This window comes from Halolamina rubra (genome assembly GCF_000739555.1).
GTDB lineage: Archaea > Halobacteriota > Halobacteria > Halobacteriales > Haloferacaceae > Halolamina > Halolamina rubra.
Map to the genome: position 1 here is coordinate 20,340 of NZ_BBJN01000009.1, position 23,692 is coordinate 44,031.

General features: G+C 70.9%; 19 protein-coding genes, 1 tRNA gene and 1 pseudogene. 9 read left to right on the forward strand and 12 right to left on the reverse strand.

Annotated elements, in window-relative coordinates; genetic code table 11:
* Window positions 1–35: 35 nt before the first annotated feature.
* The 5 genes from rpoA2 to ACP95_RS02190 are packed head-to-tail and all read right to left on the reverse strand — an operon-like array spanning window position 36 to window position 7,821.
* Window positions 36–1,274, reverse strand: coding sequence for a DNA-directed RNA polymerase subunit A'' (rpoA2, locus tag ACP95_RS02170; RefSeq protein WP_049979638.1), 1,239 nt, complete (start codon window positions 1,272–1,274; stop codon window positions 36–38).
* Window positions 1,267–4,191 carry a DNA-directed RNA polymerase subunit A' gene (locus ACP95_RS02175; protein ID WP_049979639.1) on the reverse strand — a complete coding sequence of 975 codons (2,925 nt, stop codon included), beginning with the start codon at window positions 4,189–4,191 and terminating at the stop codon, window positions 1,267–1,269. Before ACP95_RS02175 ends, rpoA2 begins: the two co-directional genes overlap by 8 nt.
* A complete protein-coding gene (rpoB, locus tag ACP95_RS02180) occupies window positions 4,192–6,024 on the reverse strand; it encodes a DNA-directed RNA polymerase subunit B (protein WP_049979640.1) in 1,833 nt (610 codons plus the stop codon). It lies immediately after the preceding gene.
* A gap of 1 nt (window position 6,025) precedes the next feature.
* On the reverse strand, window positions 6,026–7,594 hold the full coding sequence (locus ACP95_RS02185; protein WP_049979641.1) for a DNA-directed RNA polymerase subunit B'': 1,569 nt from the start codon (window positions 7,592–7,594) through the stop codon (window positions 6,026–6,028).
* The gene (locus tag ACP95_RS02190) at window positions 7,594–7,821 is read right to left on the reverse strand and encodes a DNA-directed RNA polymerase subunit H (protein ID WP_049979642.1); all 228 of its coding nucleotides are present in this window, start codon (window positions 7,819–7,821) and stop codon (window positions 7,594–7,596) included. Before ACP95_RS02190 ends, ACP95_RS02185 begins: the two co-directional genes overlap by 1 nt.
* Window positions 7,822–8,032: 211 nt before the next feature.
* On the opposite strand from ACP95_RS02190, the gene ACP95_RS02195 reads away from it, so the two are divergent.
* Window positions 8,033–8,105: transfer RNA gene (locus tag ACP95_RS02195), tRNA-Asp, on the forward strand.
* Window positions 8,106–8,341: 236 nt separating this feature from the next.
* On the opposite strand, the gene ACP95_RS02200 is transcribed toward ACP95_RS02195, so the two are convergent.
* Window positions 8,342–9,886 (reverse strand): alpha,alpha-trehalose-phosphate synthase (UDP-forming), encoded by a 1,545-nt coding sequence (locus ACP95_RS02200; RefSeq protein WP_049979643.1) that lies wholly within the window; start codon window positions 9,884–9,886, stop codon window positions 8,342–8,344.
* Between the two features lie 126 nt (window positions 9,887–10,012).
* Here ACP95_RS02200 and folP point away from each other — a divergent pair, with 126 nt between their 5' ends.
* Window positions 10,013–11,227, forward strand: a complete 1,215-nt coding sequence (gene folP, locus ACP95_RS02205; protein ID WP_049979644.1) for a dihydropteroate synthase — start codon at window positions 10,013–10,015, stop codon at window positions 11,225–11,227.
* 13 nt (window positions 11,228–11,240) lie between these two features.
* Here folP and ACP95_RS02210 read toward each other — a convergent pair whose 3' ends face one another.
* Both ACP95_RS02210 and ACP95_RS02215 read right to left on the reverse strand, forming a co-directional pair.
* Window positions 11,241–11,507: a hypothetical protein gene (locus ACP95_RS02210; protein WP_049979645.1), complete on the reverse strand. Its 267-nt coding sequence runs from the start codon at window positions 11,505–11,507 to the stop codon at window positions 11,241–11,243.
* A pseudogene (locus ACP95_RS02215) lies at window positions 11,504–12,639 on the reverse strand (ATP-binding protein). The gene ACP95_RS02210 and the pseudogene ACP95_RS02215 overlap by 4 nt, the downstream one beginning before the upstream one ends.
* Before the next feature lie 74 nt (window positions 12,640–12,713).
* Between ACP95_RS02215 and ACP95_RS02220 the strand changes: the two are divergent.
* A complete protein-coding gene (locus ACP95_RS02220) occupies window positions 12,714–13,196 on the forward strand; it encodes an Ig-like domain-containing protein (protein WP_049979646.1) in 483 nt (160 codons plus the stop codon).
* A gap of 124 nt (window positions 13,197–13,320) precedes the next feature.
* Here ACP95_RS02220 and ACP95_RS02225 read toward each other — a convergent pair whose 3' ends face one another.
* Genes ACP95_RS02225 through ACP95_RS02235 form a run of 3 tightly spaced genes read right to left on the reverse strand, consistent with a single transcriptional unit; the run spans window position 13,321 to window position 15,787 of the window.
* Window positions 13,321–14,121 (reverse strand): protein-L-isoaspartate O-methyltransferase family protein, encoded by an 801-nt coding sequence (locus tag ACP95_RS02225; protein ID WP_049979647.1) that lies wholly within the window; start codon window positions 14,119–14,121, stop codon window positions 13,321–13,323.
* 42 nt (window positions 14,122–14,163) lie between these two features.
* Window positions 14,164–15,111, reverse strand: coding sequence for a hypothetical protein (locus ACP95_RS02230; RefSeq protein ID WP_049979648.1), 948 nt, complete (start codon window positions 15,109–15,111; stop codon window positions 14,164–14,166).
* 46 nt (window positions 15,112–15,157) lie between these two features.
* The gene (locus tag ACP95_RS02235; protein WP_049979649.1) at window positions 15,158–15,787 is read right to left on the reverse strand and encodes a protein-L-isoaspartate(D-aspartate) O-methyltransferase; all 630 of its coding nucleotides are present in this window, start codon (window positions 15,785–15,787) and stop codon (window positions 15,158–15,160) included.
* 86 nt (window positions 15,788–15,873) lie between these two features.
* Here ACP95_RS02235 and ACP95_RS02240 point away from each other — a divergent pair, with 86 nt between their 5' ends.
* The 5 genes from ACP95_RS02240 to nikR all read left to right on the forward strand — a co-directional run bounded on the left by ACP95_RS02240 (window position 15,874) and on the right by nikR (window position 21,443).
* Window positions 15,874–17,019, forward strand: a complete 1,146-nt coding sequence (locus tag ACP95_RS02240; RefSeq protein ID WP_049979650.1) for a DHH family phosphoesterase — start codon at window positions 15,874–15,876, stop codon at window positions 17,017–17,019.
* A 64-nt stretch (window positions 17,020–17,083) separates the two neighbouring features.
* Window positions 17,084–18,184 (forward strand): aldo/keto reductase, encoded by a 1,101-nt coding sequence (locus tag ACP95_RS02245; RefSeq protein WP_049979651.1) that lies wholly within the window; start codon window positions 17,084–17,086, stop codon window positions 18,182–18,184.
* A gap of 81 nt (window positions 18,185–18,265) precedes the next feature.
* A complete protein-coding gene (locus ACP95_RS02250) occupies window positions 18,266–18,574 on the forward strand; it encodes a hypothetical protein (protein ID WP_049979652.1) in 309 nt (102 codons plus the stop codon).
* A 66-nt stretch (window positions 18,575–18,640) separates the two neighbouring features.
* On the forward strand, window positions 18,641–20,908 hold the full coding sequence (gene ppsA, locus ACP95_RS02255) for a pyruvate, water dikinase (RefSeq protein WP_049979653.1): 2,268 nt from the start codon (window positions 18,641–18,643) through the stop codon (window positions 20,906–20,908).
* Window positions 20,909–20,969: 61 nt separating this feature from the next.
* Window positions 20,970–21,443 (forward strand): nickel-responsive transcriptional regulator NikR, encoded by a 474-nt coding sequence (gene nikR, locus ACP95_RS02260; RefSeq protein WP_049979654.1) that lies wholly within the window; start codon window positions 20,970–20,972, stop codon window positions 21,441–21,443.
* 25 nt (window positions 21,444–21,468) lie between these two features.
* Here nikR and ACP95_RS02265 read toward each other — a convergent pair whose 3' ends face one another.
* Window positions 21,469–22,899, reverse strand: a complete 1,431-nt coding sequence (locus ACP95_RS02265) for an amidohydrolase family protein (RefSeq protein WP_049979655.1) — start codon at window positions 22,897–22,899, stop codon at window positions 21,469–21,471.
* Between the two features lie 93 nt (window positions 22,900–22,992).
* Between ACP95_RS02265 and ACP95_RS02270 the strand changes: the two genes are divergently transcribed.
* Complete coding sequence (locus ACP95_RS02270) at window positions 22,993–23,649, forward strand: DsbA family oxidoreductase (RefSeq protein ID WP_049979656.1); 657 nt, start codon at window positions 22,993–22,995, stop codon at window positions 23,647–23,649.
* Window positions 23,650–23,692 lie beyond the last annotated feature (43 nt).

The following is a 23,692-nucleotide window of genomic DNA, read 5'->3' on the forward strand; positions in this document are numbered from 1 at the left end:
GGCTGGCTCGCGGGCTGGTGGGCGGCGCCGTCCCATCAGTCGTCGGCCGACTTCATCGCGCTGCCCGAGCCCATGCGGAGGTCCACGTCGCCGGTGCCGATCGACACCGGCTTCCCGACGATGACGTTCTCGATCACGCCGTCGAGGTCGTCGACCTCGCCGTGGACGGCGGCGTCGAGCAGGTGGTTCACCGTCACCTCGAACGCCGCGCGGGCGAGCACGGACTCCTTCGAGCCCGAGATGCCGTGGCGGCCGATCGACTCGATCGTCCCGCGGTTGGTCATGATGTCCGCCACCAGCATCAGGTGCCGGACGTTCACGTCGTCGAGCCCCTGTTCGGCCAGCGTCTCGTGGGTCTCGTTGATGATCGTCTCGCGGGCGGCCTCGATCCCGAGCTCCTGGTGGATCTCGTGGATGTTGTTACACGTCGAGCGCGTGGTGTCGACGCCCTCGATCTCGAGCACGTCGCCGAACGCCGACCCCTCGGTGTAGAGCACGAACTCCTCCTCCTCGCGGTCGTCGAGCTCCTCCTTGCGGATCACGACGCGGGTGACCTCCTCGATCCCCTTGAACACGACCTCGCGGAGCTCCTCGACCAGCTGGAGCAGCTCGCGGTAGCTGGGCTGCTCGGGGCCGAACGCGATCGTCGTCCCCTTGCGCTTGGTCGCGACTTTGAGCTCGCTCTCGATGGTGTCCTGGATCTGCTCGGCGATCTCGCCCACGTCGTCGTAGGTGGGCCAGCGCTTCTGGAGCGTCTCCTCGTTGAGGTCGATCGTGACCTGCATGTCCGCGACGTTGGTCGAGACGTTCCCGAGCGCGAGGATCTTCGTCGCCTCGATCTGCCAGACGACCTCGCGGGCCTTGTCGCGGTCGGTCGCGTACTCCTCCTCGAGGTGGACCGTCATCGTCGGCGTGTCCGGCGTCTTCCGGGCGTCGACGAGCTCGATCAGCCGGGGGAGCCCCTGTGTCACGTCGATCTCCGCGACGCCCGCGAAGTGGAACGTGTTCATGGTGAGCTGGGTCCCCGGTTCGCCGATCGACTGCGCCGACACCGTCCCGACGGGGTCGAGCGCGTCGACGCGGGTGTCCTCGTACCGGGCGACGACGGCCTTGACGATCTCCTCGATCTCCTCGGCGGTCGCGCCCTCGTTCTCCTCGATGGCGCCGTAGATGCGGTCCTTCAGCCGGCGCGGGAGCTCGGTGTCCTCGACCAGCGCCTCGGTCGACTCGTCGACGTGCTCGAAGCTCTCGGGGAGCGCCTCGGCGTCAGTCATCGCTCACCCCCTGTCCCGCCTTGTTCAGGCCGGGACCGGCGAACTCCGAGAGGTTGGTCTCCTCGACCTGCTCGCCGAGGAAGCGCGCCTTCTGCTCCTCGCTGCTGAACTCGGCGTCCAGCACGCGCTGGGTGATCGCCTCCACGTCGACGGGGTCGTCCTCGTCGGAGGAGACTTTCACCGGCGAGGTGCCGTCCTCGCCGAACTCGAACTGGACGACGGTGCCCGAGGTGTCCCGGACGGTGCCGTCGTACTGCGCTTCCAGCTCCGAGAGCGCGTTGATCAGCCGGCGCTGGAGGTAGCCGGACTTGGAGGTCCGGACTGCCGTGTCGACCAGCCCCTCGCGGCCACCCATCGCGTGGAAGAAGAACTCCCGCGGGGTGAGGCCGGAGCGGTAGGAGTTCTCGACGAACCCGTGGGGTTTCGCCGAGAGGTCGCCCGGCTCGAAGTGGCTGAGCGTGCGGCCCTCGTAGCCGCGGTTGATGCGCTCGCCACTGACGGTCTGCTGGCCGACCGAGCCGGCCATCTGGGTCAGGTTCAGCATCGACCCACGCGCGCCGGACTGGGCCATGACCACGGCCGGGTTGTCGTCGGCGAAGTGGTCGTCGGCGATCTCCCCGGCGGAGTCACGCGCCTTGCCCAGCGTCTGCATGATCTTGAGCTCGAGCGTCTCGTCGACGGTCCGGCCGGGGATCGAGTTCAGATCGCCCGCCCGGTACGTCTCGATCAGCTCGTCGATGCGCTCGTGAGCGTCCTCGATCGCCTCGTCGACCTGCTCGCTCGCCTCCGGCGGGATCGACTCGTCGTCGATCCCGATCGAGAACCCGAAGTGCATGATCGAACGCATCGCGAGCGTCGCGACCTCGTTCACGAACACGCGGGCGCGAGTCTTCGAGTACTCCTTCGTGATGGTGTCGACGATGTCACCGCCGAACGCGCCGATGGCGCCCTCGTCGATGGTGCCCTGCAGGAGCTGGCCGTCCTCGATGACGACCTCGTCGTCGGCCTCCGAGCGGAACTCGAGGTTGAGGTCGTCGGGCAGCAGCTCCGAGAACACCGTCCGACCCTCCCAGACCGGCTCGCCGTCCTCCTCGCCGTCGGGGTCGGGGAGCTCGTCGACGCTGGTCGCCCGCAGCAGGTCCAGCGCCTGGTTCTCGGTGAACGTCGGGTTGTTCCGGGTCAGCAGGTACGTCCCACTGATGTGGTCCTGGATGGCGCCGATGATGTTCTCGCCGAAGCGCGGGCTGAGCATCTGCTCCTGGACGCGCATCAGCACGCGGGCCTCCGCACGCGCCTCCTCGTTCTGGAGCGCGTGCATGTTCATCTCGTCGCCGTCGAAGTCGGCGTTGTACGGCGTACACACCGTCGTGTTCAGCCGGAACGTCTTGTACGGCATCACGACGACCTCGTGGGCCATGATCGACATCCGGTGCAGCGACGGCTGCCGGTTGAACACGATGATGTCGCCGTCGGTCAGATGCCGGGAGACCTCCCAGTCGGGCTCGACCTTCTCGGCGAGCTCCTCGCAGTTCTTCTCGGTCACCTTCAGCCGGCGCCCGTCGGGGCGCTTGACGTAGTTCGCGCCGGGGTGGCCTTCGGGGCCGTTCCGGACGTACGTCCGCGCCTCCTCGATGTTGCGCTCGGAGACGTTCATCGTCTGGGTCATCTCCCGCGCCACGCGCTCGGGGACGCCGACCTCGTTGAGCGAGAGCGTCGGGTCCGGTGAGATGACCGTACGCGCGGAGAAGTTCACGCGCTTCCCGGAGAGGGAGCCACGGAACCGACCCTCCTTCCCCTTGAGCCGCTGGGAGAGGGTCTTCAGCGGCCGGCCGGAGCGGTGTCGGGCCGGCGGCGTGCCGGAGATCTCGTTGTCGACGAACGTGGTGACGTGGTACTGGAGCAGCTCCCAGAGGTCCTCGATGATCAGCTGGGGCGCCCCCGCCTCGCGGTTCTCCATGAACCGCTGGTTGATGCGGATGATGTCGACCAGCTTGTGGGTGAGGTCGTCCTCGGAGCGCTGGCCGTTGTCCAGCGTGATCGAGGGGCGGGTGGTCACCGGCGGCACCGGCAGCACCGTGAGGATCATCCACTCGGGCCGGGAGGTCTCGGGGTTGACGCCGATGTTCGCCAGGTCCTCGTCCGGGATGTCCTCGAACCAGTCCCGGATGTCGCTGGGCATCAGCTTGTTCTCGTCCTCCTCGGTGAGGTCGATGTCGAGCGCCTTCTCCAGCGCCTTGCGGTCCTCCTCGCGCGGGCGGAACTCGCCGCCGAGGATGTCGTTGATCCGGTCGAGCGCGATGCCGGTCTCGTCGGCGAGCTCCGTCGGGGCCATCCCCTCGTCGTCCTCGTCGTCGGGCTGCATCGCGTCGGCGATGATCTCGGAGTACTCGCCGGCGAGCACGTCCTGGACCTCGTAGTAGGTGGTCGGCTTCTCGTGTTTGATGTCGTACTGGGTCTCGCCGCAGTACGGACACCGCGAGGTCTTCCGGGCCTGCCGGATCGCCGCCTTCAGCACGTCGTCGGGGTCGTCGCCGAGCTCCTTCGCGCGCTCCAGCCGGTCGGCGAACTCCGCCTGCTCGTCCTCGGTGAGCGAGATCCGGCCGCACTCCCGACAGGTGCCGCGCAGCAGGCGGCGGATCAGCTTCGCGAAGCCGACGTGGATCACCGGCGCCGCGAGCTCGATGTGGCCGAAGTGGCCGTTACACGAGCCGGAGTGCTGACCGCAGGTCCGGCACTCCAGCCCGGGGTCGATGACCCCCAGCCGGGGGTCCATCAGCCCCATGTCGATGGGGTAGCCGTCGTCGTCGTACGTGTCGGCGGTGATCACCTTCGTGGCGCTCATGTCCCGGTACGTCTCCGGGTCCATCAGGCCGAAGCTGATCTTGCCGATCTCCTTGGGTGAGCCTGAGATTGACATTTATACTGCGTCCTCCAGTTCGAGTTTGGGTCGGATGCCGAGCGCTTTCATCTCGTCGAGCAGCAGCTTGAACGCGTAGCTGACCTCCAGCTCGTGGATGTTGTCCTCGTCCTTCGTGATGGGGTCGTACACCCGGCGCTGCTCCACGTCCTCCACCGCGACCATCCCGGTGTCCTCCGAGATGTACACCGTCTCGCGGTCCGAGGAGTCGAGCAGGCGTTCCTTCAGCGCCATCGCGGCGCCGTGCCCGATCAGCACCTCGCGCTCCATCTCCCCCACGCGCAGGCCACCCTCGCGGGCGCGCCCCTCGGTGGGCTGGCGGGTGAGCACCTGCACCGGCCCGCGGGAGCGGGCGTGCAACTTGTTGCTCACCATGTGGTACAGCTTGTGGTAGAAGATGGTGCCGACGAAGATCTCGGCCTCGATCTTCTCGCCGGTGACGCCGGAGTACATGACCTCCTTGCCGGAGGACTTGAACCCGTGCTCCTCGAGCGTGCCGCGGAGTTCGTCCTCGCCCTCGCCCTGGAACGCGGTGCCGTCGACGCGCCGGCCCTCGAGCGAGCCGACCTTGCCGCCGAGCATCTCCAGCACGTGGCCCACGGTCATCCGCGAGGGGAGCGCGTGGGGGTTCATCACGAGGTCGGGGATCAGCCCCTCCTCGGTGAACGGCATGTCCTCCTGGGGTGCGAGGTGGCCGACGACGCCCTTCTGGCCGTGGCGGGACGCGAACTTGTCCCCGAGTTCGGGGATGCGTTCGTCACGCACCGAGACCTTCGAGAGCTTCGAGCCGTCCTCGCCCTCCATCAGCGTGACCGTGTCGACGATGCCGTCCTCGCCGGAGCGCATCGTTACCGAGGTCTCGCGGCGCTTCTGGGGCGAGAGGCCGCCGAGGTCCTCCTGCTCCTCGAGGAACCGGGGCGGCGAGGTCTTCCCGAGCAGCACCGAGTTCTCGTCGACTTTCGTCTCGGGGTTGACGAGGCCGTCCTCGTCGAGGTGGGTGTAGGCGTCCTCGCCGCGTGCGCCGCGCACGTCCTGCGAGGGCGTCTCGAAGCGGTCCTCCTGGCCGCCGGGGTAGCGTCGCTCCTCACCCTCGTAGGTGCGGAAGAAGTGCGACCGGGCGAGCCCGCGCTCGACCGACCCCTGGTTCATCACCAGCGCGTCCTCGATGTTGAACCCCTCGTAGGACATGACCGCGACCGTGAAGTTCTGGGCCGCGGGGCGCTCGTCGAACCCGATCTGTTCGGTGGTCTGCGTCTTGACCATCGACAGCTGCGGGTAGTGCAGGAGGTGCTGACGGGTGTCCGGCCGGATGCGGTAGTTCGCCGACGGGAGCCCGAGGGACTGCTTCATCATCCCCGCGCCCATCGTGATCCGTGGCGACGCGTTGTGTTCGGGGTAGGGGATCATCCCGGCGCCGATGCCGAAGATGAGCTGCGGGTCGACCTCGAGGTGGGTGTGTTTCTCGGTGAGGTCGTCCTCGTCGACGGCGACGAGGATGTCCTCCTCCTCCTCGGCGTCGATGAACTCGATGATCCCGCGGTCGACGAGGTCCTCGAACTCGAGCTCGTCGTTCTCGACGGCCTCGATGTGCTCGTCGGTCAGCCGCGGTTCGCCGTCGTCGACGACGATCAGCGGCCGTCGCGCGCGGCCGGAGTCCGCGTTGACGATGACCTCGCGGGTCCGCTCCTTCACCGCGACGTTGACCATCTCGCTGACCTCGCCGTTGCGGCGGGACTCTCGGATCTGTGCTGCCAGCTCATCGGGGTCCGGATGGGTCCCGACGAGGCTGCCGTTGACGTAGACCTTCGCAGGTCGTTCTTGTTTTCCTGCCATCTCAGTCGTCCGCGGGTGTTGCTCGTTCGACGCCCTCGATGCCGGGGATACCCTCCACGCCCATCTCGTCGAGCTCGCGCTTCAGTTCGCGCTCGTCGTCGACGTGCTGGGAGAGCTCCATCGCCTGGGCGAAGTTCTTCACCAGCCCACAGTTCGGCCCCTCCGGCGTCTCGGAGGGACAGATACGCCCCCACTGGGTGGCGTGCAGGTCACGCGCGTCGAAGTGGGGCTGGGAGCGACTCAGCGGCGACCGCAGCCGCCGCAGGTGGCTGAGAACGCCCATGTAGTCGGTGCGGTCGACCAGCTGGGAGACGCCCGAGCGGCCGCCGACCCAGTTCCCGGTCGCGATCGGGTGCTCCAGCCGTTCGGTGAGCACGTCCGACCGGACGACCGTGTTGACGCTGAGGTCGCGGTTCCGCATGTTGGCGCGCTCGAGCTGGTACTTCACGTCCCGGGAGAGCTTGTTCAGCGCGGTCCGGAACAGGTCTTTCATCAGGTCGCCGCTGACCTTGAGGCGCTTGTTGGAGTAGTGGTCCTTGTCGTCGGAGTCGCGGCGCCCGAGCGCGAGCTCGAAGCAGGCCTCGGCCATCCGACAGAGGTAGTACGCCTTGTTGATGCGCACGTCCTCCTCCTCGACGCCCTCCTCGTGGAGGTGCGGGAGCAGGTAGCGGTCGATGACGTAGTTCGCGCGCTTCAGCTGGTAGTTCTTCCCCTGGCCGGAGGCGACGCGCTTCCCGAGGGTCTCGATCGCCTCCTCCTCGGTCTGGACGTCGGCCTCCTCCAGGTTCTCCAGCATGAACTTCACGATCTCGGGGTCCTCCGAGACGCGGTGGACGATCTCCTCGTCGGACTCCAGCCCGAGCGCACGGACCAGCGTCACGAACGGCACCGAGCCGGAGACGGAGGGGAAGCTCACCTCGAGCAGCCCCTCGCGGTTGCGCTCACAGAGCACGAGCGCGCGGTAGCCACGGCGCTGGGAGAACGTCTTGGCCACCTGGATGTCGTCGCCGTACTTCGTGTCGTGCTCCGCGAGGATCTTGTTCGGCGCCAGGTCCTCGCTCGTCATCAGCACGCGCTCGGAGCCGTTGACGATGAAGTAGCCGCCGGGGTCGACGGGGTCCTCGCCGATGTCGATCAGCTCGTCGTCGGAGAAGCCGTCGATGTTACACTTGTTCGAGCCGACCATGATCGGCATCCGGCCGACCTTGGTCTCGGTCTGGTCGACGACCTCCTCGGGCTCGTCCTCGCCGCCGCGGACGATGGACATCTCCATGAACACGGGGGCGGCGTAGGTGATGTTCCGCAGGCGGGCCTCCTGTGGGTAGAGCAGCTCCTCTGAGCCGTCGGCCTCGCGGACGCGTGGGGTGAGGATGCGCACGTCGCCGAGCTCGACCCAGACGGGCTCCTGGCCCTCCTTGTCGCCGATGTCGGTGCCGATCGTCTCCTTCTCGTCGACGACGTCCTGCATGCCGCGGTCGAGGAAGTTGTTGAACGACCGGAAGTGGTGCTCCGCCAGTCGCTCCTGGGAGAAGTACTCCCGGGAGACTGCGCGGCGACTCTCTCGGTCCATTATTCGACCACCAGCCTGTAGACGACGGCGGTGTCGGTTGTACGGGAGTCGCGCTCGATGCGGACGACGTCGCCGGGCTCTGCCTCCTTGGGCAGGGCAGGATCCCTGCGCTTGATCTTGGGTAGGTTCGTCTTCTTCACTTGGTACTCCTCCAGCACCTCCTCGACCTCGGGCTCGTCGAGGAGCGTGTGCTCCGGAACCAGTTCGTGTTGGCTTACGTCTACCATAGGTGTTGGGCGTTCAGAGAATCGGTCACGAGATACTACGGCTGTATTTTAGCCGGCGGCACATAACGCTTGCTAATGTAGGTTGCGCGTGCGCGAGGCGTTGGCACCCGGCGCCGTCGACGCCCCGGCACGGGGTGGCGTCGCACGGCGGCGATGGATGGCAAGCCTTATTTACAACACGGCGGTACGATTGAGTGCAGCGAGGCAGCGTGCCCGGATGGTGTAGTGGCCCATCATACGACCCTGTCACGGTCGTGACGCGGGTTCAAATCCCGCTCCGGGCGCTTTCTGCTGGACTCAACTGGCGAGCGAGAAGCTTGCTTCGAGCGAGCCCGAGTCCAGCGAAACGCCGACGAAGGGATTTGAATCAGGGAGTGAAGCGAAGCGAAACGACCGTGGTTCGAATCCCGCTCCGGGCGCTTTCTGTTGTGACAAACTAACGAGCGTCGCCGCGATTCCTCACGGTTCTAATCTCGCTCCAGGCTACTTCTACGGACGAGAAAACCGACGCTTCGACGACTCAGTCGTCGTCGGCCGCCACGACCCGCTCCCGGCCCGCCAACACGTCGAGCTGCGTCGCGAGCCACGCGTCGATGTCCTCGCCCCGAACCGACGCCTGCAGCGACGCCATCCGGTCGTGTCGCTCGGGCTCGCCCATCTCGAGCGCGTCCCTGATCGTCTCGGCGAACGCCGACACGTCGTAGGGGTTCACTGGGAGCGCGGCCGGGCAGAGCGACTCGGCGGCGCCGACGAACCGACTCAGGACGAGCGCGCCCGGGGCCCGGTCCCTGGCGGGGTTGTCGAGCCCCTCCGTCTGCGCGAGGCCGGCGTTGGGGAACGGCCGCCCCTGGGCCGCGACGAACTCCTTGGCGACGAGGTTCATCCCGTCGCGGCGGGAGCTCACCACCGCCACGTCCGCGTTACGGTACAGCCCCGCGAGCTCGCGGTCGTCGACGTCGTCCTCGATGTACAGCGCTGGCGTCCAGTCCTCGGTGCCGTGGACGCGGTCGAGCTCCGCGATCCGGTCCCGGACCGCGTCGTAGTAGCGTCGGTACGCCGGGATCCCCTCGCGGGTCCGCGTCCCCTTCTGGACGTACGTGAACTCGCCCGCGAGTTCGGGGGTCGTCTCCAGCAGGTGCGCGAGCGCGTCGAGGCGCTCGACGACGCCCTTCGTGTAGTCGAGGCGGTCGACGCCCAGCACGACGGGCCGTTCGGGGTCGAGGTCGTACCGGTCGACGACGCGCTCCCAGTAGTGGGCCGCCGCGTCGCTCCGGGCGTTGTCGGCCACGCGCTCGGTGTCGACGCCGATCGGCGACGCGTACGTCTCGACCAGCCGCCCGTCGTAGCGGATCCCCGCGTCGGTCACCTCGGCGTCCGGGACGAACCGCGCGACGCAGTCCCGGAAGTTGTCGGCGTAGCGCTCGAGGTGGAAGCCGACGGCGTCGTTCCCCAGTAGCCCGCGGAGCAGTTCGGTCGCCTGCGGGCAGATCTCGAAGAACTCCGGCGTCGGCCAGGGGACGTGCCAGAACTGGACCAGCCGCGCGTCGGGTCGCTGCTCCCGGACGAACCTCGGCGCCAGCCCCAGGTGGTAGTCCTGGAACCAGACCACGTCCGGGTCCGCCGCGACGGCGCGCTCGGCGAACCGCCGGTTGGCCTCGCGGTAGGCGGGCCAGAACTTCGCGTCGACGGTCACGGGGTCGGCTTCGAGGTGGCAGATCGGCCAGAGCACCTGGTTGCTGTAGCCGTAGTAGTAGTTCTCCACCAGCCGGCGGGGGAGGTCCAGCCGGGCCAGCGTGTAGCCGGGGCGGTCGTCGGCGCTGTTTGCCCGCGCCTCGGGCGGCATCCGGACCTCGCCCTCCGGCGCGACTGCGGGGTCGAAGTCGGCGTCGCCGCTGCCCCAGGCGACCCACGTGCCCCCGGTCTCGGCGACGACGCCGTCCAGCGCGGTCACCAGCCCGCCCGCGGGGCGCTGGACCGCCGGCTCGCCGTCCGCGTACTCGTGGACGTACGGCTCGCGGTTCGACACCACCACGAGCGATCGGTCGCCGAGCGCGTCCTCTATCACGGTGGATTGTGGTCGCCGGGCGGTGTTGAACCCATCGGGAGCGGCAGTCCGCCGCCGCGGTGGCGTCGACGCCGACCCGGGGGCCGGTTCCAGCACGCTTTAGCCCGCGCCGCCGGACGCTGAACCATGAACCCCGTCGACATCGCCGGCCTCCCCGTCGGGGACGGCCACCCGCCGCGGATCATGGGCGTGCTGAACATGAGCGTCGAGTCGAACTACGACCCCAGCACCTGGGGCGACGTGGACGGCGCCGTCGAGCACGCCGAACAGATGGCCGAGAACGGGGCCGACATCATCGACGTGGGGCTCCAGTCCTCGAACCCGAAGAACCCGTGGCAGGCCGTCAACACCGAACTCGACCGGCTCGAAGGCGCGCTCGAGGTCGTCGACCGCGCGGACTGCGACGCGGTCTGGTCGATCGAGACGCGCTACGCCGAGGTCGCCGACGCCGCCCTCGAGGGCGGGTTCGACATGGTGAACGACGTCTGCGGCTTCGCCGACCCCGACATGCCCGGCGTCTGCGAGGCCCACGACGCCGCGGTCGTGAAGATGGCGTCGCCGCCGGACATCCAGTCGCCGGGCCACCTGCAGTCCATCGACGACTGCTTCGCCGCGCTCGAACGCGGGGGCTTCACCGAGAAGACGATCATCGACCCCGCCTTCGGCGGCTGGTACGACGAGAAGACCCACGAGGACAACTGGGAGATGTTCCGCCGGCTCCGGGAGTTCCGCGCCTTCGGCCGGCCGATGCTGACCGCGACGAACCGCGAGGACTTCCTCGGCGTCGTCGCCGACCGCCCGGAGACCGAGGACCAGCTCGCGGTCAGCCTCGCGGCGGCGACGATGGAGGTCGAGCGCGGCGCCGACATCGTCCGCACCCACGACGTTCCCGAGACGGCCGACGTGGTCGCCGTGGCGGAGTTCCTCGGCGACGGCGACCGCGCGAACGACGGTGAGGCCGACACAGCGGCTGCGACCCTCCCGAGCGTCGCCGCCCGCGAGGTCGAGCGGAACGTCGGCCTGCGCGGCCACAACGGCGTCGACCCCGGCGACGCGGCGACGCTGTCCTTCCGGACCAGCGACCTGGCGGCGTCGACCCGCGAGCGCCTCGCCGAGATCGGCGCCGACCACGGCGTCCTCGTCGCCGCCGGCGGCGACGACCGCCCGTCGCCCGAGAACGTCGCCGGCGGGCGCGGCGACAGCCCCGCCAGCGAGGGAACGTTCGTCGCCGGCACCGCGTCGGCGTTCGAGGCGGCGCTCCCGGATCTCGCCGCGGTCGACGGGCTGGAAGCGCTCGCCGGGCGAGTCCGTCGGACGCTCGCCCGCGAACGCCTCGCCTGATGGGCCCCTGGTCCTAGTCGCCGCGCATCAACAGCGTCACGGCGCCGATCCCCCCGAGCACGACGGCGAGCGCCAGCACGCCGACGCCGAGGATCACCACCCACTCGACCGTGCTGAACGCGAGCACGGTCGCGACGAAGAACACCAGCGCGAGCAGGAGCAACAGCAGGATCCCGACGCCGCGGATCGGGTTCTGTCGGACGGCCAGTCTGAACCGCTCGCGGAGCGTCGGCGCACCCTCGTCCCACGCCCGGTCGGCTCGGTCGTCTGAGCGACTCACAGGTCCACGTTCGCCCGCTCGTACCTGTCGCTTTCCCTTCGGCCGTCGGCCGGCTCCGCCCCGGCGACCTCGCTCGCCCGCGGCGTGTGGCCGCCGTGGGGGGTGTGCCGCTCACGAACCCGGATCGTGTGCGTCGACTCCGTCCGGTCGTCGACGACCAGCGCCTCGCCCCGGCCGCTCGGGAGCCGCTCCCGTACTGTCCCCGAGAGATACGTCGGGTTCGCCCGCTCCAGCGCGTCGATGTCGGGCTCGCTGGTGAGCCGGTGGGCGATCAGCAGGTCGGCCTGCGAGGCCGCCACCGGCGGGAACGCCGAGGGGCGCTGGGTCGCCAGCACCAGCGAGACGCCCGGCGCCCGGCCCCGGGTCAGCAGCGTCCGGAGCGCCGACCCCGCGACGCCGTCGACGGCGACGTGGGCCTCGTCGACGATCAGCCACGGCAGCCGGGGCGGGGGGTCCTCGCCCGCACGAGCGTCGTACAGCAGGCGCGCCACGGCGGCGACCACGGCGCTCGTCGGCGCGTCGTCGACACCCGAAAGCGAGAGCACGGTCGCCGCCGGCCCGAACAGGTCGCCGGCGCCGAGCCCGTCCGGATCGAAGATCCCCCACTCCCGCGCCCGACCGAGGTGGTTCGCCGCCGCGCGGCGGGTCGCCCGCTCGCACTCGACCGCGTCCACCCGATCGAGCATCCCCGCGAGCGTCGACGCCGACGCGGCGGCCTCCCAGACAAGCGCGCCCGGCCCCGATTCGGGGTCGAGACCGACCAGTGGCGGCCAGTTCGACGGGGGGACGGCGCTGGCGCGGATCCGCGGCGCCTCGACCACGCGCGCCGGAACGGGCTCGCTGTCGTCGGCCGAGTCGCTCGCCAGCCCCGAGAACGCGCCCATCGGATCGACGACGACCGGCGCGACGCCGCGGCCCGCGCAGTCGCCTCCGCGAGCACGCCGAGCGTGTGCGACTTCCCGGCGCCGCGTTTCCCGACGACGAGACCGGCGTGTGGCCGGTCGAGGTCGATCCCCACGGCCGCGCCGGCGCTCCCGTCCCGGGCGAGATAGCGCCCCAGGCGACCGACCATCGACGGCGACGACGGTTCGCCGTCCAGCTCTGGCTCCCGCTCGCGTCCGACGACGTGCATGGCGGGGGTGGCCGCGTCATCCCCCTTGAGTGCTCGCCCGGCGATTCAAGTGCGATGACGGGACCACCCACCCCATGCTCGATCCGAGCCGTGCTCGAGACGCCGTCGCCGACCGACTCGCCGAGCTCCGCGGGGACGAGCGGGCGATCGAGGGGCTGCCAGTCCGCCTCGTGGTCTCGCTGGTCGTCGGCGCCGCCTGCCTGAGCGTGATGCTGAACCTGGTCAACGGCGTCGGCGGGCTCGCGGCCGCCGAGGTCGACGTGCGCCCGACGCCGGAGGTGGTCGAGACCGGGCCACAGGAGCTGACGCTGCGGGTCGTCGACGCCGAGGGCGACCCCGTCGCGGGCGCGACGGTGATCGTCGACGGCGGCACCGCGAGCCTCGACGGGGTCGCGACGGCGAGAACCGGCGAGAACGGCACCGCGACAGTCTCGGTCGACCCCCAGCTCGGGGCGAACCAGGCCGAGGGGACGTTGACGCTCGACGTGAAGCCCCCGGCCGGCGGCTCCTACGTCGATCGCCGCGAGAACAGCCACGTGCTGGTGATCCGGGAGTGAGCCGTACCGGGCGGCCGGCGGGCAACTGCGGCCCAGAACCGGCCCAGCGGTCGCTCCCGCGCTACCTGCTCGTCGGGCCGGCGTTGCGAGGGGCGGCACCGGGAGACGTGGCTACTGCGTCGCCCTACCGCCGGTCGCCGTAGTCGCCCCAGTTGGGCGCGCCGTCGCTCCGCTCCCGGCCCGAGAGCCGCTCGTCCCAGTCGAGCCACTCGTGCTCCCAGCCGGGGTCGGGGCCGCTCTCGGCGTGTTCGCGGTCCTCACGGCGGGTGCGGTTCCGCGTCACGCCGGGCTGCTCGCCGTCGACCAGCAGCGGCGCGAACCGGACCGGCCCGCGCTCGTCGACGCGCCGGTAGCCGTCGGCCGCGTCGTCGTCGGGCGTCACGGCGACGAGCGTCTGGTCGGTGTTCCCCTTCGGGAACACCAGCCGGCCGCCGTCGGCCAGCTGGTCGAGCAGGTCGCGCGGGGGTTCGACGGCCGCGGCTTCGACCAGAATCCGGTCGTAGGGCGCGTACTCCGGGAGCCCCGACGACCCCTCGCGGCAGTCGACGAGCACGCCGCCGTAGCCGGCGGCCTCGAGGTTCGAGCGGGCGCGGTAAACCTGCGGCCGCGCGATGTCGAGCGCGTGGACGCGGCGGTCGTCGAGTATCTCCGCGAGCACGGCCGCGGTGTAGCCGGCGCCGGCGCCGACGATCAGCGCGTCGTCCTCCTCGCGGGGGTCGAGCGCGGTCAGCAGGCGGGCGACCGTCCCGGGCGCGAGCGTCACGGCGCCGTCGACGGTCGACGGCCGGTTGTCGTAGGGGGCGTCTTCGACGAACTCCCGACGCGGCACCGTCCGCATCGCGAGCCCGATGGCCTCCGGGAGCGGGCGACCGAGGGCGTGTTCCAGCCCGTCGACCATGTCGTCCCGGAGCACCGCGGGGTCCATACCCGCGAGTCGGTGATGCGGCTATTTGAACTCGGCGGTGCGTCAGACGTTCGACCCTTCGTCCGGCCGCCGTCCGGCGATCGCCTGGTAGGGCGTCTCCGGCACCTCGCTCGTCTCCACCGCCTCGAGGCCGGCGTCGGCGAACCACTCGCGGACCGTCGCCTCCGGGTACGGCCGGCCGTTCCCGGTCGCGAGCGCCGCGGCCGCGACGGAGACGCCCGCGCTGGAGCGGTCCCGGAGCGGTTCGACGCAGACGGCCGCGCCGCCCGGGGCGAGCGCGGCGGCGACCGCGAGCGTCGTGAACCGGTTCTCCGCGGGGGACTGGCGCCACGCCGCGTCGACGGTGAGCACGAGGTCGAACGTCGCCGCCACGTCGGCGAGGCTCCCGGTCCGGAGCGCCACGTCGGTCCGCTCCAGCAGCGGCTCGACGACGGCGGCCACGTCCGCGCCCTCGAGCAGCGTCACGTCGAGCCCCCGGTCGGCGAGCGCGCGGGCGTGTCGGCCGGGGCCGTCGGCGACGACGAGCGCCCGATCAGCGTCCGGGTTCGCCGCCAGCGCGGCGTCGACGGTCGCGCGCACTGTCGCGTCGTCGAGCGCCTCGGCGGCGCCCAGGCGGTGGCGGATACGCGACTCTGGATCGGACTCGATCGGCGGGACGCCGCTCTCCATCGTCCGCGGGAGCGCGGCGTAGGCGTCGAAGCGGTCCAGCGCGGTCGGAACGTCGCCGATCGACCGGAGGTCACGGGTCGCGAGCAGGCCGAGCGCGCGGTTCGTCGGTTCGACGCCGTCGCCGACGCGGCGCAGGAACTCGAGTTCTACTAGCGCGTCGACGACGATCGAGGCCGCGCGCTCCGTGACGCCCGTCGCGTCGGCGGCCGCGGCGGCGCCGCCGGGGGCGCGGAGCAGCGCCTCGAGCAGCCCCGTCTCGCGGGCGGCCCACAGCAGCGCGAGCGACGGCACGTCGAGGTCGGTGTCTCCAGCGGTCGGCATGTCTCCCAGACGAGGGGGTCGGGTAGAAAGCGGTTGGGATCGGCGACTACTCCCCCTGCATCCGGACGAACCGCACGCCCTCGAACGCCTCGCGCTCCGTCCGGCCGTCCTCGCGGAGCGTCAGCCGCACCAGCTGCTGGCGCCGATTGCCGACGGGGGCGAGCACCCGGCCGCCGGGGCGGACCTGCTCGACGACCGCCTGCGGCACCGACTCGGCCGCGCAGGTGAGGTAGGCGGCGTCGTACGGGGCGTGCTCCGGCCAGCCCTCGTGGCCGTCGCCGGTCCTGATCGCGACCTCGTAGCCGAGTCGGTCGAGCGTCTCCCGGGCCTTGTCGGCCAGCTCGGGGACGTACTCGACGGAGAACACGTTGCCGTCGCCGACGACCTCCGCGGTGACCGCGGCGTGGTAGCCACAGCCGGTGCCGATCTCCAACACGCGATCGCCCGGCTCCAGCGCGAGGCGGTCGACCATCGACGCCACCATGTGCGGCGCGGAGATCGTCTGCCCCTCGCCGATCGGGAGGGGTCGGTCCCGGTAGGCGCCGCCGCGCTCGTCCGCGGGGACGAACTCGTGGCGGGGCACCGCGCGCAGCGCGTCGGCGGTCGACTCGCGGTCGATCGCGCCCCGCTCCCGGAGCCGCTCGACCATCCGCTCGCGGCGCTGTTCGAACGCCATACCCCGACGGTTGGGTCGGCACGGATAAAGGCGTTCGGCGAGCGCGTGCCGAAACTACTTCCCTCCCCGGTCGGAGAGGGTCACCTATGCAGACCGCCGGCTACGCGGACGCGATCGCGAGGGCCGAGCGGTTCGCCCAGCAGAACCCCGAACTCGTCGCCGCCGCCGCGGCGGTGGTGATGGTGTCGATCGTGGCCGCGCTGGCGCTGCTGCGCTACCGTCGCCCGATCGGCGTCCGGTTCAAGGAGGCGCTGGCGAACAAGGAGCGGGTGGCGGTGTTGATGCATCCCGACCCCGACCCCGACGCGATGGCGGCCGCGATCGGTATCGCCCGACTCGCCGAGCAGGTCGGCTGCGAACCGACGGTGCAGTTCACCGGGCAGATCCGCCACCAGGAGAACCGCGCGTTCAGGAACGTGCTGGACCTCGACATCGAGGCGATCGACCACGTCTCGGAGCTCGCCGCCGAGGCGGTGGTGCTGGTCGACCACAACCAGCCACGGGGGTTCGAGGGCGCCCACGGCGTGCTGCCGTTCGCCGTCGTCGACCACCACCCCGGCGAGGGGACCGGCGAGGAGTTCACCGACGTGCGGACCGACTACGGCGCGGCCGCGAGCATCGTCGCCGAGTACTTCCAGGACGTGGGCGGGAAACCCGTACCGCCGGACGTGCACGAGAGCGAGGTCGACGCGCGGTTCACCCTCCCCTCGCGGGAGTCGACGGGGCTACTGTACGGCATTCTCGCGGACACGCGCCACCTCACGACCGGCGCCGCGGCGGCGGACTTCACCGCGGCGGCGTCGCTCGCGCCGGGCGTCGACGAGGACGCGCTGGACCGCATCGCCAACCCGCAGGTCAGCGGCGAGACGCTCGACGTGAAAGCCCGCGCCATCGCCGGCAGGCAGGTCGAGGGCTCGTTCGCCGTCAGCGACGTGGGGACGCTGTCGAACGCCGACGCGATCCCGCAGGCCGCCGACGAGCTGATCACGCTCGAGGGGATCACCGCCGTCGTCGTCGTCGGCGAGCGCGAGGGGACGGTCCACCTCTCGGGCCGCTCGCGGGACGACCGCGTCCACATGGGCCGGGCGCTCGAGAACGCGGTCGAGGACGTGCCCAACGCCGGCGCCGGGGGGCACGCCCGCATGGGCGGCGGGCAGTTCCCGGCGGACGAGGAGGTGTCCCGCGAGGCGCTCGTCGAGCGCATCTTCGACAGCCTCGAGGGCGACGTGTAGGGAGTCGGGCGTCGACGACCGCTCGAACGGCAGCCCTATCCGGATCGGTGCCGTTCCCCCGACAATGGCGACCCACGACGCGACGTGGCGCTACCGCGAGCGCTTCGGCGACCGGTACGGCCGCACGTACTTCCGCCGGTTCGGCCCCGGCGTCGTCTCCTCCGTCGGCGCCGGCAGCTACCGCGGCGAGCCGACCCCGGCCGTCGACGAGCGCCACCGCGACGCGCTGGTCACCGCGCTCGAGAACGGCTGTAACGTGCTCGACACCGCGCCGGACTACCGGGCCGGCCGCGCGGAGCGCGTCGTCGGCGACGCGCTCGCCGCCGCCGACGTGGACCGCGACGCGGTGCTGCTCGCGACGAAGGGCGGGTTCGTCCCGTTCGACGGCGAGCGCCCCGACGACCCCTCGGCGTACGTCCGCGAGCGGTTCGTCGAGCCCGGCGTCGTCGACCCGGCGGATCTCGCCCGCGGGAGCCACGCGATGACGCCCCGCTTCCTCGAGGCGATGCTCGACCGCTCGCTCGACGCGCTGGGCGTCGACGCGGTCGACTGCTACTACGTACACAGCCCCGAGACGCAGCTGGCCGCGCGCTCCCGGGAGGCGGTGTACGACCAGCTCCAGGCCGCCTTCGAGCAGCTGGAACGCGAGATCCAGCGGGGCCGGATCGGCCGCTACGGCGTCGCCTCCTGGGAGGCGTTCCGGGTGCCGCCCGATCACGAGCGGCACCTCTCGCTCGCTCGGGTGCTCGACCGCGCCCGGGCGGCCGCCGAGTCGGTCACCGGGGATCCCGACGACCACGGGCTCGCGGCGCTCCAACTGCCGTTCAACGTCCACATGGCCGACGCGTTCACGAGCGCCCACCACGAGGACCCCGAGAGCGGCGAGGCGGTGAGCGCGCTCGAGTTCGCCCACCGCGAGGGGCTGTCGGTGTTCGCGAGCTCGGCGCTGCTGGGCGGCGATCTGGTCGAGGGGCTGCCGCCCGACATCTCGGCGGAGCTGGCGGGCGACAGCGCGGCCCAGCGCGCGATCAACTTCTCGCGCTCGGCGCCGGCGGTGGTGTCGGCGCTCGTGGGGATGGGTCGCGAGGCGTACGTGCGGGAGGATCTGGCCGCCGGGACGTTCGACCCGCTCGGCGCGGCGGCGTTCGACGCCGTGTTCGAGTAGCCGCGCGCGTCGACGCCGCGTCGTCGATCCGACCCGTCGCCGACCCGAACGGTTTTCCCCGGGAGTCCGCAACTCGTCCCCATGGCAGACGATAGCGAAGGCGACGGGGAGATCGTCGCCGAAGCGACGGCGGCGGAGGACGAGGAGCAGCCCCGCGAGATCCACCTCGTCGAGGAGGAGAACGGCTACTGGACCCTGGTCGACACCGAGCGCGGCGCCATCGGCGACGCGCCGTCGAAGGCCGCCGGGCTCCACCTGATGGAGCAGGTGCTCGAGGAGATGGACGGCGTGGAGATCCCCGACGTGGAGCCGGAGGAGCCCAGCGAGCGCCCGGACCGGGACCCGAAACTGCCGCCCGAGCCGTCGATGCCGGACCGCGACGACGCGTAGCGTCGGCGGCGGCAACCACCCGGGCGTCCGGAACCTTCTTTATCTGTAGCCCGGATTTTTGAACTGATGGGAGTACTCTGGCTCGACGACGTTCGCGCCGCGGACCTGGAGACGGTCGGCGGGAAGGGCGCTTCCCTCGGTGAACTCACTGGGGCGGGGCTTCCCGTGCCGCCGGGATTCGTCGTCACGGCGGGGACGTATCGGGCGTTCATCGAGGAGGCCGGCATCGACGAGGAACTGTTCGCGGCGATGGACGTCGATCCGGAGGACTCCGCCGCGCTCAAGGCGGCCTCCGAGACGGCCCACGAGCTGATCCTGGAGACGCCGTTCCCCGAGGAGGTGCGCGAGGAGATCCTCGCCGCCTACGACGACCTGGGCAACGGCGAGGCGTTCGTCGCCGTCCGCTCCTCGGCGACCGCCGAGGACCTGCCCGACGCCTCCTTCGCGGGCCAGCAGGAGACGTTCCTCAACGTCACCGAGGAGGCCCTGCTCGAACGCGTCAAGGAGTGCTGGGCGTCGCTGTTCTCCCAGCGCGCCATCTACTACCGCGAGCGCAAGGACTTCCCGCACGACGCGGTCGACATCGCCGTCGTCGTCCAGCAGATGGTCGACGCCGAGAAGTCCGGCGTGATGTTCACCTCCCACCCCTCGACGGGCGAGCCGCGCCTGATCATCGAGGCCGCGTGGGGGCTGGGCGAGGCGGTCGTCTCGGGCACGGTCTCCCCGGACAACTACGTCTACGACCGGAACAGCGACGCCGTCGAGGAGGTGACCGTCGCCGACAAGAAGGTGAAGATGGTGAAGGACGAGGACACCGGCGAGACCGTCGAGCAGTCCGTCGAGCCCGACCGCCGGAACGAGCGCGTGCTCTCCGACGACGAGATCGAAGCGCTGGTCGAGCTCGGCGAGCGCGTCGAGGACCACTACGGCGAGCCACAGGACGTCGAGTGGGCGATCGTCGACGGCGACATCTACATGCTCCAGTCCCGGCCGATCACCACGATCGACGACGACGACGCCGACCTGGAGGAGGAGCGCGAGACCGAGAGCGACGACGACGGCGACGTGCTCCTCCGCGGGCTCGGCGCCTCGCCGGGCGTCGTCTCGGGCGAGGTCCGCGTCGTCACCGAGCTCGACCAGCTCGACAAGGTCGGCGAGGGCGACGTGCTCGTCACCGAGATGACGATGCCCGACATGGTGCCCGCGATGAAGCGCGCCGCCGGGATCGTCACCGACGAGGGCGGGATGACCAGCCACGCCGCGATCGTCTCCCGGGAGCTGGGCGTGCCCGCCGTCGTGGGGACCGGCAGCGGCTCCCGCGAGCTCGTCGACGACCAGGTCGTCACGATCGACGGCGACCGCGGCAGCGTGATCGACGGGCGGGCCGAGCCGGCCGAACCCGACCACGAGCCCGTCGAGGAGGTCCGGCCGAAGACGCCGGTCAAACCCATGACCGCGACCGAGGTGAAGGTCAACGTCTCCATCCCCGAGGCCGCCGAGCGCGCGGCCGCGACCGGCGCCGACGGCGTGGGGCTGCTCCGGATGGAGCACATGGTGCTCACGCTGGGGAAGACCCCCGAGCGCTACATCGCCGACGAGGGCGGGGAGGCGTACGAGCAGCAGCTCGTCGACGGGATCCAGGGCGTCGCCGAGGAGTTCTACCCCCGGCCAGTTCGGGTGCGCACGCTCGACGCCCCGACCGACGAGTTCCGGACGATGGAGGGCGGCGAGGACGAGCCGAACGAGCACAACCCCATGCTCGGCTGGCGCGGGATCCGGCGGAGCCTCGCCAAGCCCGGCGTGTTCGAACACGAGCTCGCCGCGTTCCGCAAGCTGTACGAGATGGGGTACGACAACGTCGAGCTCATGCTGCCGCTGGTCAACGACGCCGAGGACGTGATCCAGGCCAAGCAGCTGATGGAGGACGCCGGCATCGACACCGAGAAGCGCAACTGGGGCGTGATGATCGAGACGCCCGCGAGCGCCCTCTGCGTCGAGGAGATGGCCGAGCAGGGGATCGACTTCGCCTCCTTCGGCACGAACGACCTGACCCAGTACACGCTGGCGGTCGACCGCAACAACGAGCACGTCGCCGACCGGTTCGACGAGCTCCACCCCGCGGTGCTCGAGCTCATCAGCGACACCATCCAGACCTGCCGCGAGCACGACGTGGACACGTCGATCTGCGGGCAGGCCGGCTCCAAGCCGGAGATGGTGAACTTCCTCGTCGAGGAGGGGATCTCCAGCATCTCCGCGAACATCGACGCCGTGCGCGACGTGCAGCACGAGGTCAAGCGCGTGGAGCAGCAGCTGCTGCTCGACTCGGTGCGCTAACCGCCGCCGCCGCGACCCCGTTTTACTAAGCATTATTAACGAACGGCGCCTCGGTTGCTACATGACCGTCGTCAGCGTCTCGATGCCCGAGGAACTGCTGGAGCGCATCGACAGCTTCTCCGAGGAACACGGCTACACGGGCCGCAGCGAGGTGATGCGCGAGGCCGCCCGGAACCTGCTGGGCGAGTTCGAGGACCGCCGGCTCGAGGACCGCAACCTCATGGCCGTCGTCACCGTGCTGTTCGAGTACGAGACCACGAGCGTCGAGGAGCGCATGATGCAGCTGCGCCACGAGCACGAGGGGCTGGTCGCCTCGAACTTCCACTCCCACGTGGGCGAGCACCACTGCATGGAGCTGTTCGTGCTAGAGGGCACGCTGGAGGAGGTGTCTGCGTTCGTCGGCAAGATCCGCGCGACCCGGGACACCCTCACCGTCGACTACTCCGTCACGCCCGTCGACGGGTTCGACCCCGCGTCCGGACTCGGCCCGCTCCCCGGCCACGAGGACGGCGACGCCGGGAGCCACGACCACTGAGCCGGCCCGCTCGGAGCCGGCCCGCTCAGAGCCAGCCGTCGTCGACGGCGTCGACGAGCGCCGAGTCCGCGCCGCGCCAGTCGTCGCTCGCCCGCTCGTACAGCGCCGCCGCCCGTTCGGTCGCCTCGTCGACGGCCGCCGCGGGGTCGGCGTCGACGAACGCCCCGTCGCGCAGCAGCGCCTCGCCGGCTACGAACACGTCCCTGACCTCCCGCCCGGTCGTCGAGTAGACGAGGTTCGGCACCGCGGTGTGGAGCGGCGACTCGACGGCCGGCGCGGTCGAGAGCCGGTCGGTGTCGACGACGATCAGGTCCGCGCGGGTGCCCGCCGCCAGCGTCCCGACCTCGTCGGCGATCCCCAGCGCCTCGGCGCCGCCGACAGTCGCGATCCGCAGCGCTTCCGGCGCCGTGAGCGCCGTCGGGTCCGCCTGTTCGACTTTCGAGAGCGTCGCCGCCGTCCGCGCCTCGCGGAGCGTCGAGTGGTGCCCCGGCCCGGGCGCCTGGTCCGTCCCGATCCCGACCGGAGCGCCGTACTCGCGGAACTCGGCCACGGGCGGGACGATCCCGTCGATCGCCGCGATCGAGGAGGGGCAGCCGAGCATCGCCGCCCCGCCCTCGGCGAGACGGCGGCGCTCCGCGGGCGTCGCGCCGTGGCAGTGGACCGCGACCAGCGAGTCGTCGACGATCCCGAGCTCGTCGAGCACCGACACCGTCGACGCGTCGTCGCCGTAGCGCTCCTCGATCTGGATCGCCTCCCGCTCGCCCTGGGCGGTGTGGACGTGGAGCTTCGCGCCGCGCTCGTGGGCGTGGCTCTGCACGGTCTGCAGGAGGTCTGGCGACACCATGTCCAGCGCCTGCGGACCGTACGCCGGCGTCACCAGCGGGTCGTCGCCGAACCGCTCGAACAGGCGATCCGCCCGCGCCAGCGCGCGGTCGCCCTGCTCGCGCTCGAAGGGGTACAGCTCCCGCGGGCCGAGGTCGTCGCGCTCGTCGGGCACCTCGTTGATCGTCTCGACGGCGACCACGGCGACGCCGAGCGGTCGGTACACCTCCTCGACGAGCGTCCCCACCTCGCTCGCGTACTCGGCGATCGTCGTCGCGCCGCCGCGGACGGCCTCCAGCACGCCCAGCCGTGCGCCGGCGACGCGGTCCGCCTCGTCGGTGTGGGCCGACAGCGGCCCGAGCGCGCGGTTCATCCACTCGATCTCGGGCACGTCCTGTGCGCCGCCGCGGAGGAGGGTGTGGGCCGTGTGGGTGTGGGCGTTGACGAGCCCGGGCATCACCACCGCCCCCGAGGCGTCGACGACCTCGTCGGCGTCGCTCGGGGCCGGCGCCTCGGCCGCCGGGCCGACGTAGCCGATCCGGCCGTCCTCGATCCCTACCGCGCCGTCGTCGACGACCCCGAGGCGGTCGCCCCGCATCGTGAGCAGCGTCCCGCCGGTGACGAGCGTGTCCATGCCGGGGGGCTCGGCGGGCGGGCGCTTGAAGCTTCGCCGGGCCGCGGACGCCGCTACCCGGTAGCTTTTCCGGGCACACCCGTTGGAGACGGTATGTCCGAAACCGACAGCGTCGTCGACCGCGACGACGCCGCCGACGAAGTGGTCGTGTTCAGCGACTACGTCTGTCCGTTCTGCCGCCTGGGTCGTGCCTCGCTCGAACTGTACCGGGAGGACCGCGACGCGCCGCTGTCCGTCGAGTGGCACCCGTTCGACCTCCGGGGGTACAAGCGCGACGAGAGCCGCGAGATCCAGTCCGACGTGGACGACGGGAAGGACGACGACTACTTCGAGCAGGTCCGCGAGAACGTCGAGCGACTGAGCGAGGAGTACGGCGTCGACGCCGACATCGACGCGGTGCCCGACACCGACTCCTGGAACGCCCAGCAGGCCGCGTTCTACGTCCGCGAGGAGCAGCCGGAGCTGTTCGACGCCTTCGACGACGCGCTGTTCGCGGCGTACTGGGACGACCACCGCGACATCGGCGACCCCGACGTGATCGCCGACGTCGCCGACGCCGTCGGCCTCGACGCCGAGGCGATCCGGGCGGCCGCGACCGACGACGCGTGGGCCGACCGGCTGGAGGAGCAGTTCGAGGAAGCCCGCGAGCGCGGCGTCACGGGCGTCCCCACCTTCGCCGCCGACGGCCACGCCGCCCGCGGGGCGGTGCCGCCGGAGCAGCTCGAGCGCCTGATCGAGGGCGGGAACTGAGCAGTACCCACGAAGCACTTATACCTCGACTGTAGACCATAAG

Bases quoted from the DNA above. Each gene is read 5' to 3' on its own strand.
- ACP95_RS02225 (WP_049979647.1), bottom strand. From the start codon at position 14,121: ATGGACCCCGCGGTGCTCCGGGACGACATGGTCGACGGGCTGGAACAC.
- nikR (WP_049979654.1), top strand. From the start codon at position 20,970: ATGACCGTCGTCAGCGTCTCGATGCCCGAGGAACTGCTGGAGCGCATC.
- ACP95_RS02245 (WP_049979651.1), top strand. From the start codon at position 17,084: ATGGCGACCCACGACGCGACGTGGCGCTACCGCGAGCGCTTCGGCGAC.
- rpoA2 (WP_049979638.1), bottom strand. From the start codon at position 1,274: ATGACTGACGCCGAGGCGCTCCCCGAGAGCTTCGAGCACGTCGACGAG.
- ACP95_RS02270 (WP_049979656.1), top strand. From the start codon at position 22,993: ATGTCCGAAACCGACAGCGTCGTCGACCGCGACGACGCCGCCGACGAA.
- ACP95_RS02175 (WP_049979639.1), bottom strand. From the start codon at position 4,191: ATGTCAATCTCAGGCTCACCCAAGGAGATCGGCAAGATCAGCTTCGGC.
- ppsA (WP_049979653.1), top strand. From the start codon at position 18,641: ATGGGAGTACTCTGGCTCGACGACGTTCGCGCCGCGGACCTGGAGACG.
- ACP95_RS02240 (WP_049979650.1), top strand. From the start codon at position 15,874: ATGCAGACCGCCGGCTACGCGGACGCGATCGCGAGGGCCGAGCGGTTC.
- folP (WP_049979644.1), top strand. From the start codon at position 10,013: ATGAACCCCGTCGACATCGCCGGCCTCCCCGTCGGGGACGGCCACCCG.
- ACP95_RS02185 (WP_049979641.1), bottom strand. From the start codon at position 7,594: ATGGACCGAGAGAGTCGCCGCGCAGTCTCCCGGGAGTACTTCTCCCAG.
- ACP95_RS02220 (WP_049979646.1), top strand. From the start codon at position 12,714: ATGCTCGATCCGAGCCGTGCTCGAGACGCCGTCGCCGACCGACTCGCC.
- ACP95_RS02235 (WP_049979649.1), bottom strand. From the start codon at position 15,787: ATGGCGTTCGAACAGCGCCGCGAGCGGATGGTCGAGCGGCTCCGGGAG.
- ACP95_RS02250 (WP_049979652.1), top strand. From the start codon at position 18,266: ATGGCAGACGATAGCGAAGGCGACGGGGAGATCGTCGCCGAAGCGACG.
- ACP95_RS02190 (WP_049979642.1), bottom strand. From the start codon at position 7,821: ATGGTAGACGTAAGCCAACACGAACTGGTTCCGGAGCACACGCTCCTC.
- ACP95_RS02230 (WP_049979648.1), bottom strand. From the start codon at position 15,111: ATGCCGACCGCTGGAGACACCGACCTCGACGTGCCGTCGCTCGCGCTG.
- rpoB (WP_049979640.1), bottom strand. From the start codon at position 6,024: ATGGCAGGAAAACAAGAACGACCTGCGAAGGTCTACGTCAACGGCAGC.
- ACP95_RS02265 (WP_049979655.1), bottom strand. From the start codon at position 22,899: ATGGACACGCTCGTCACCGGCGGGACGCTGCTCACGATGCGGGGCGAC.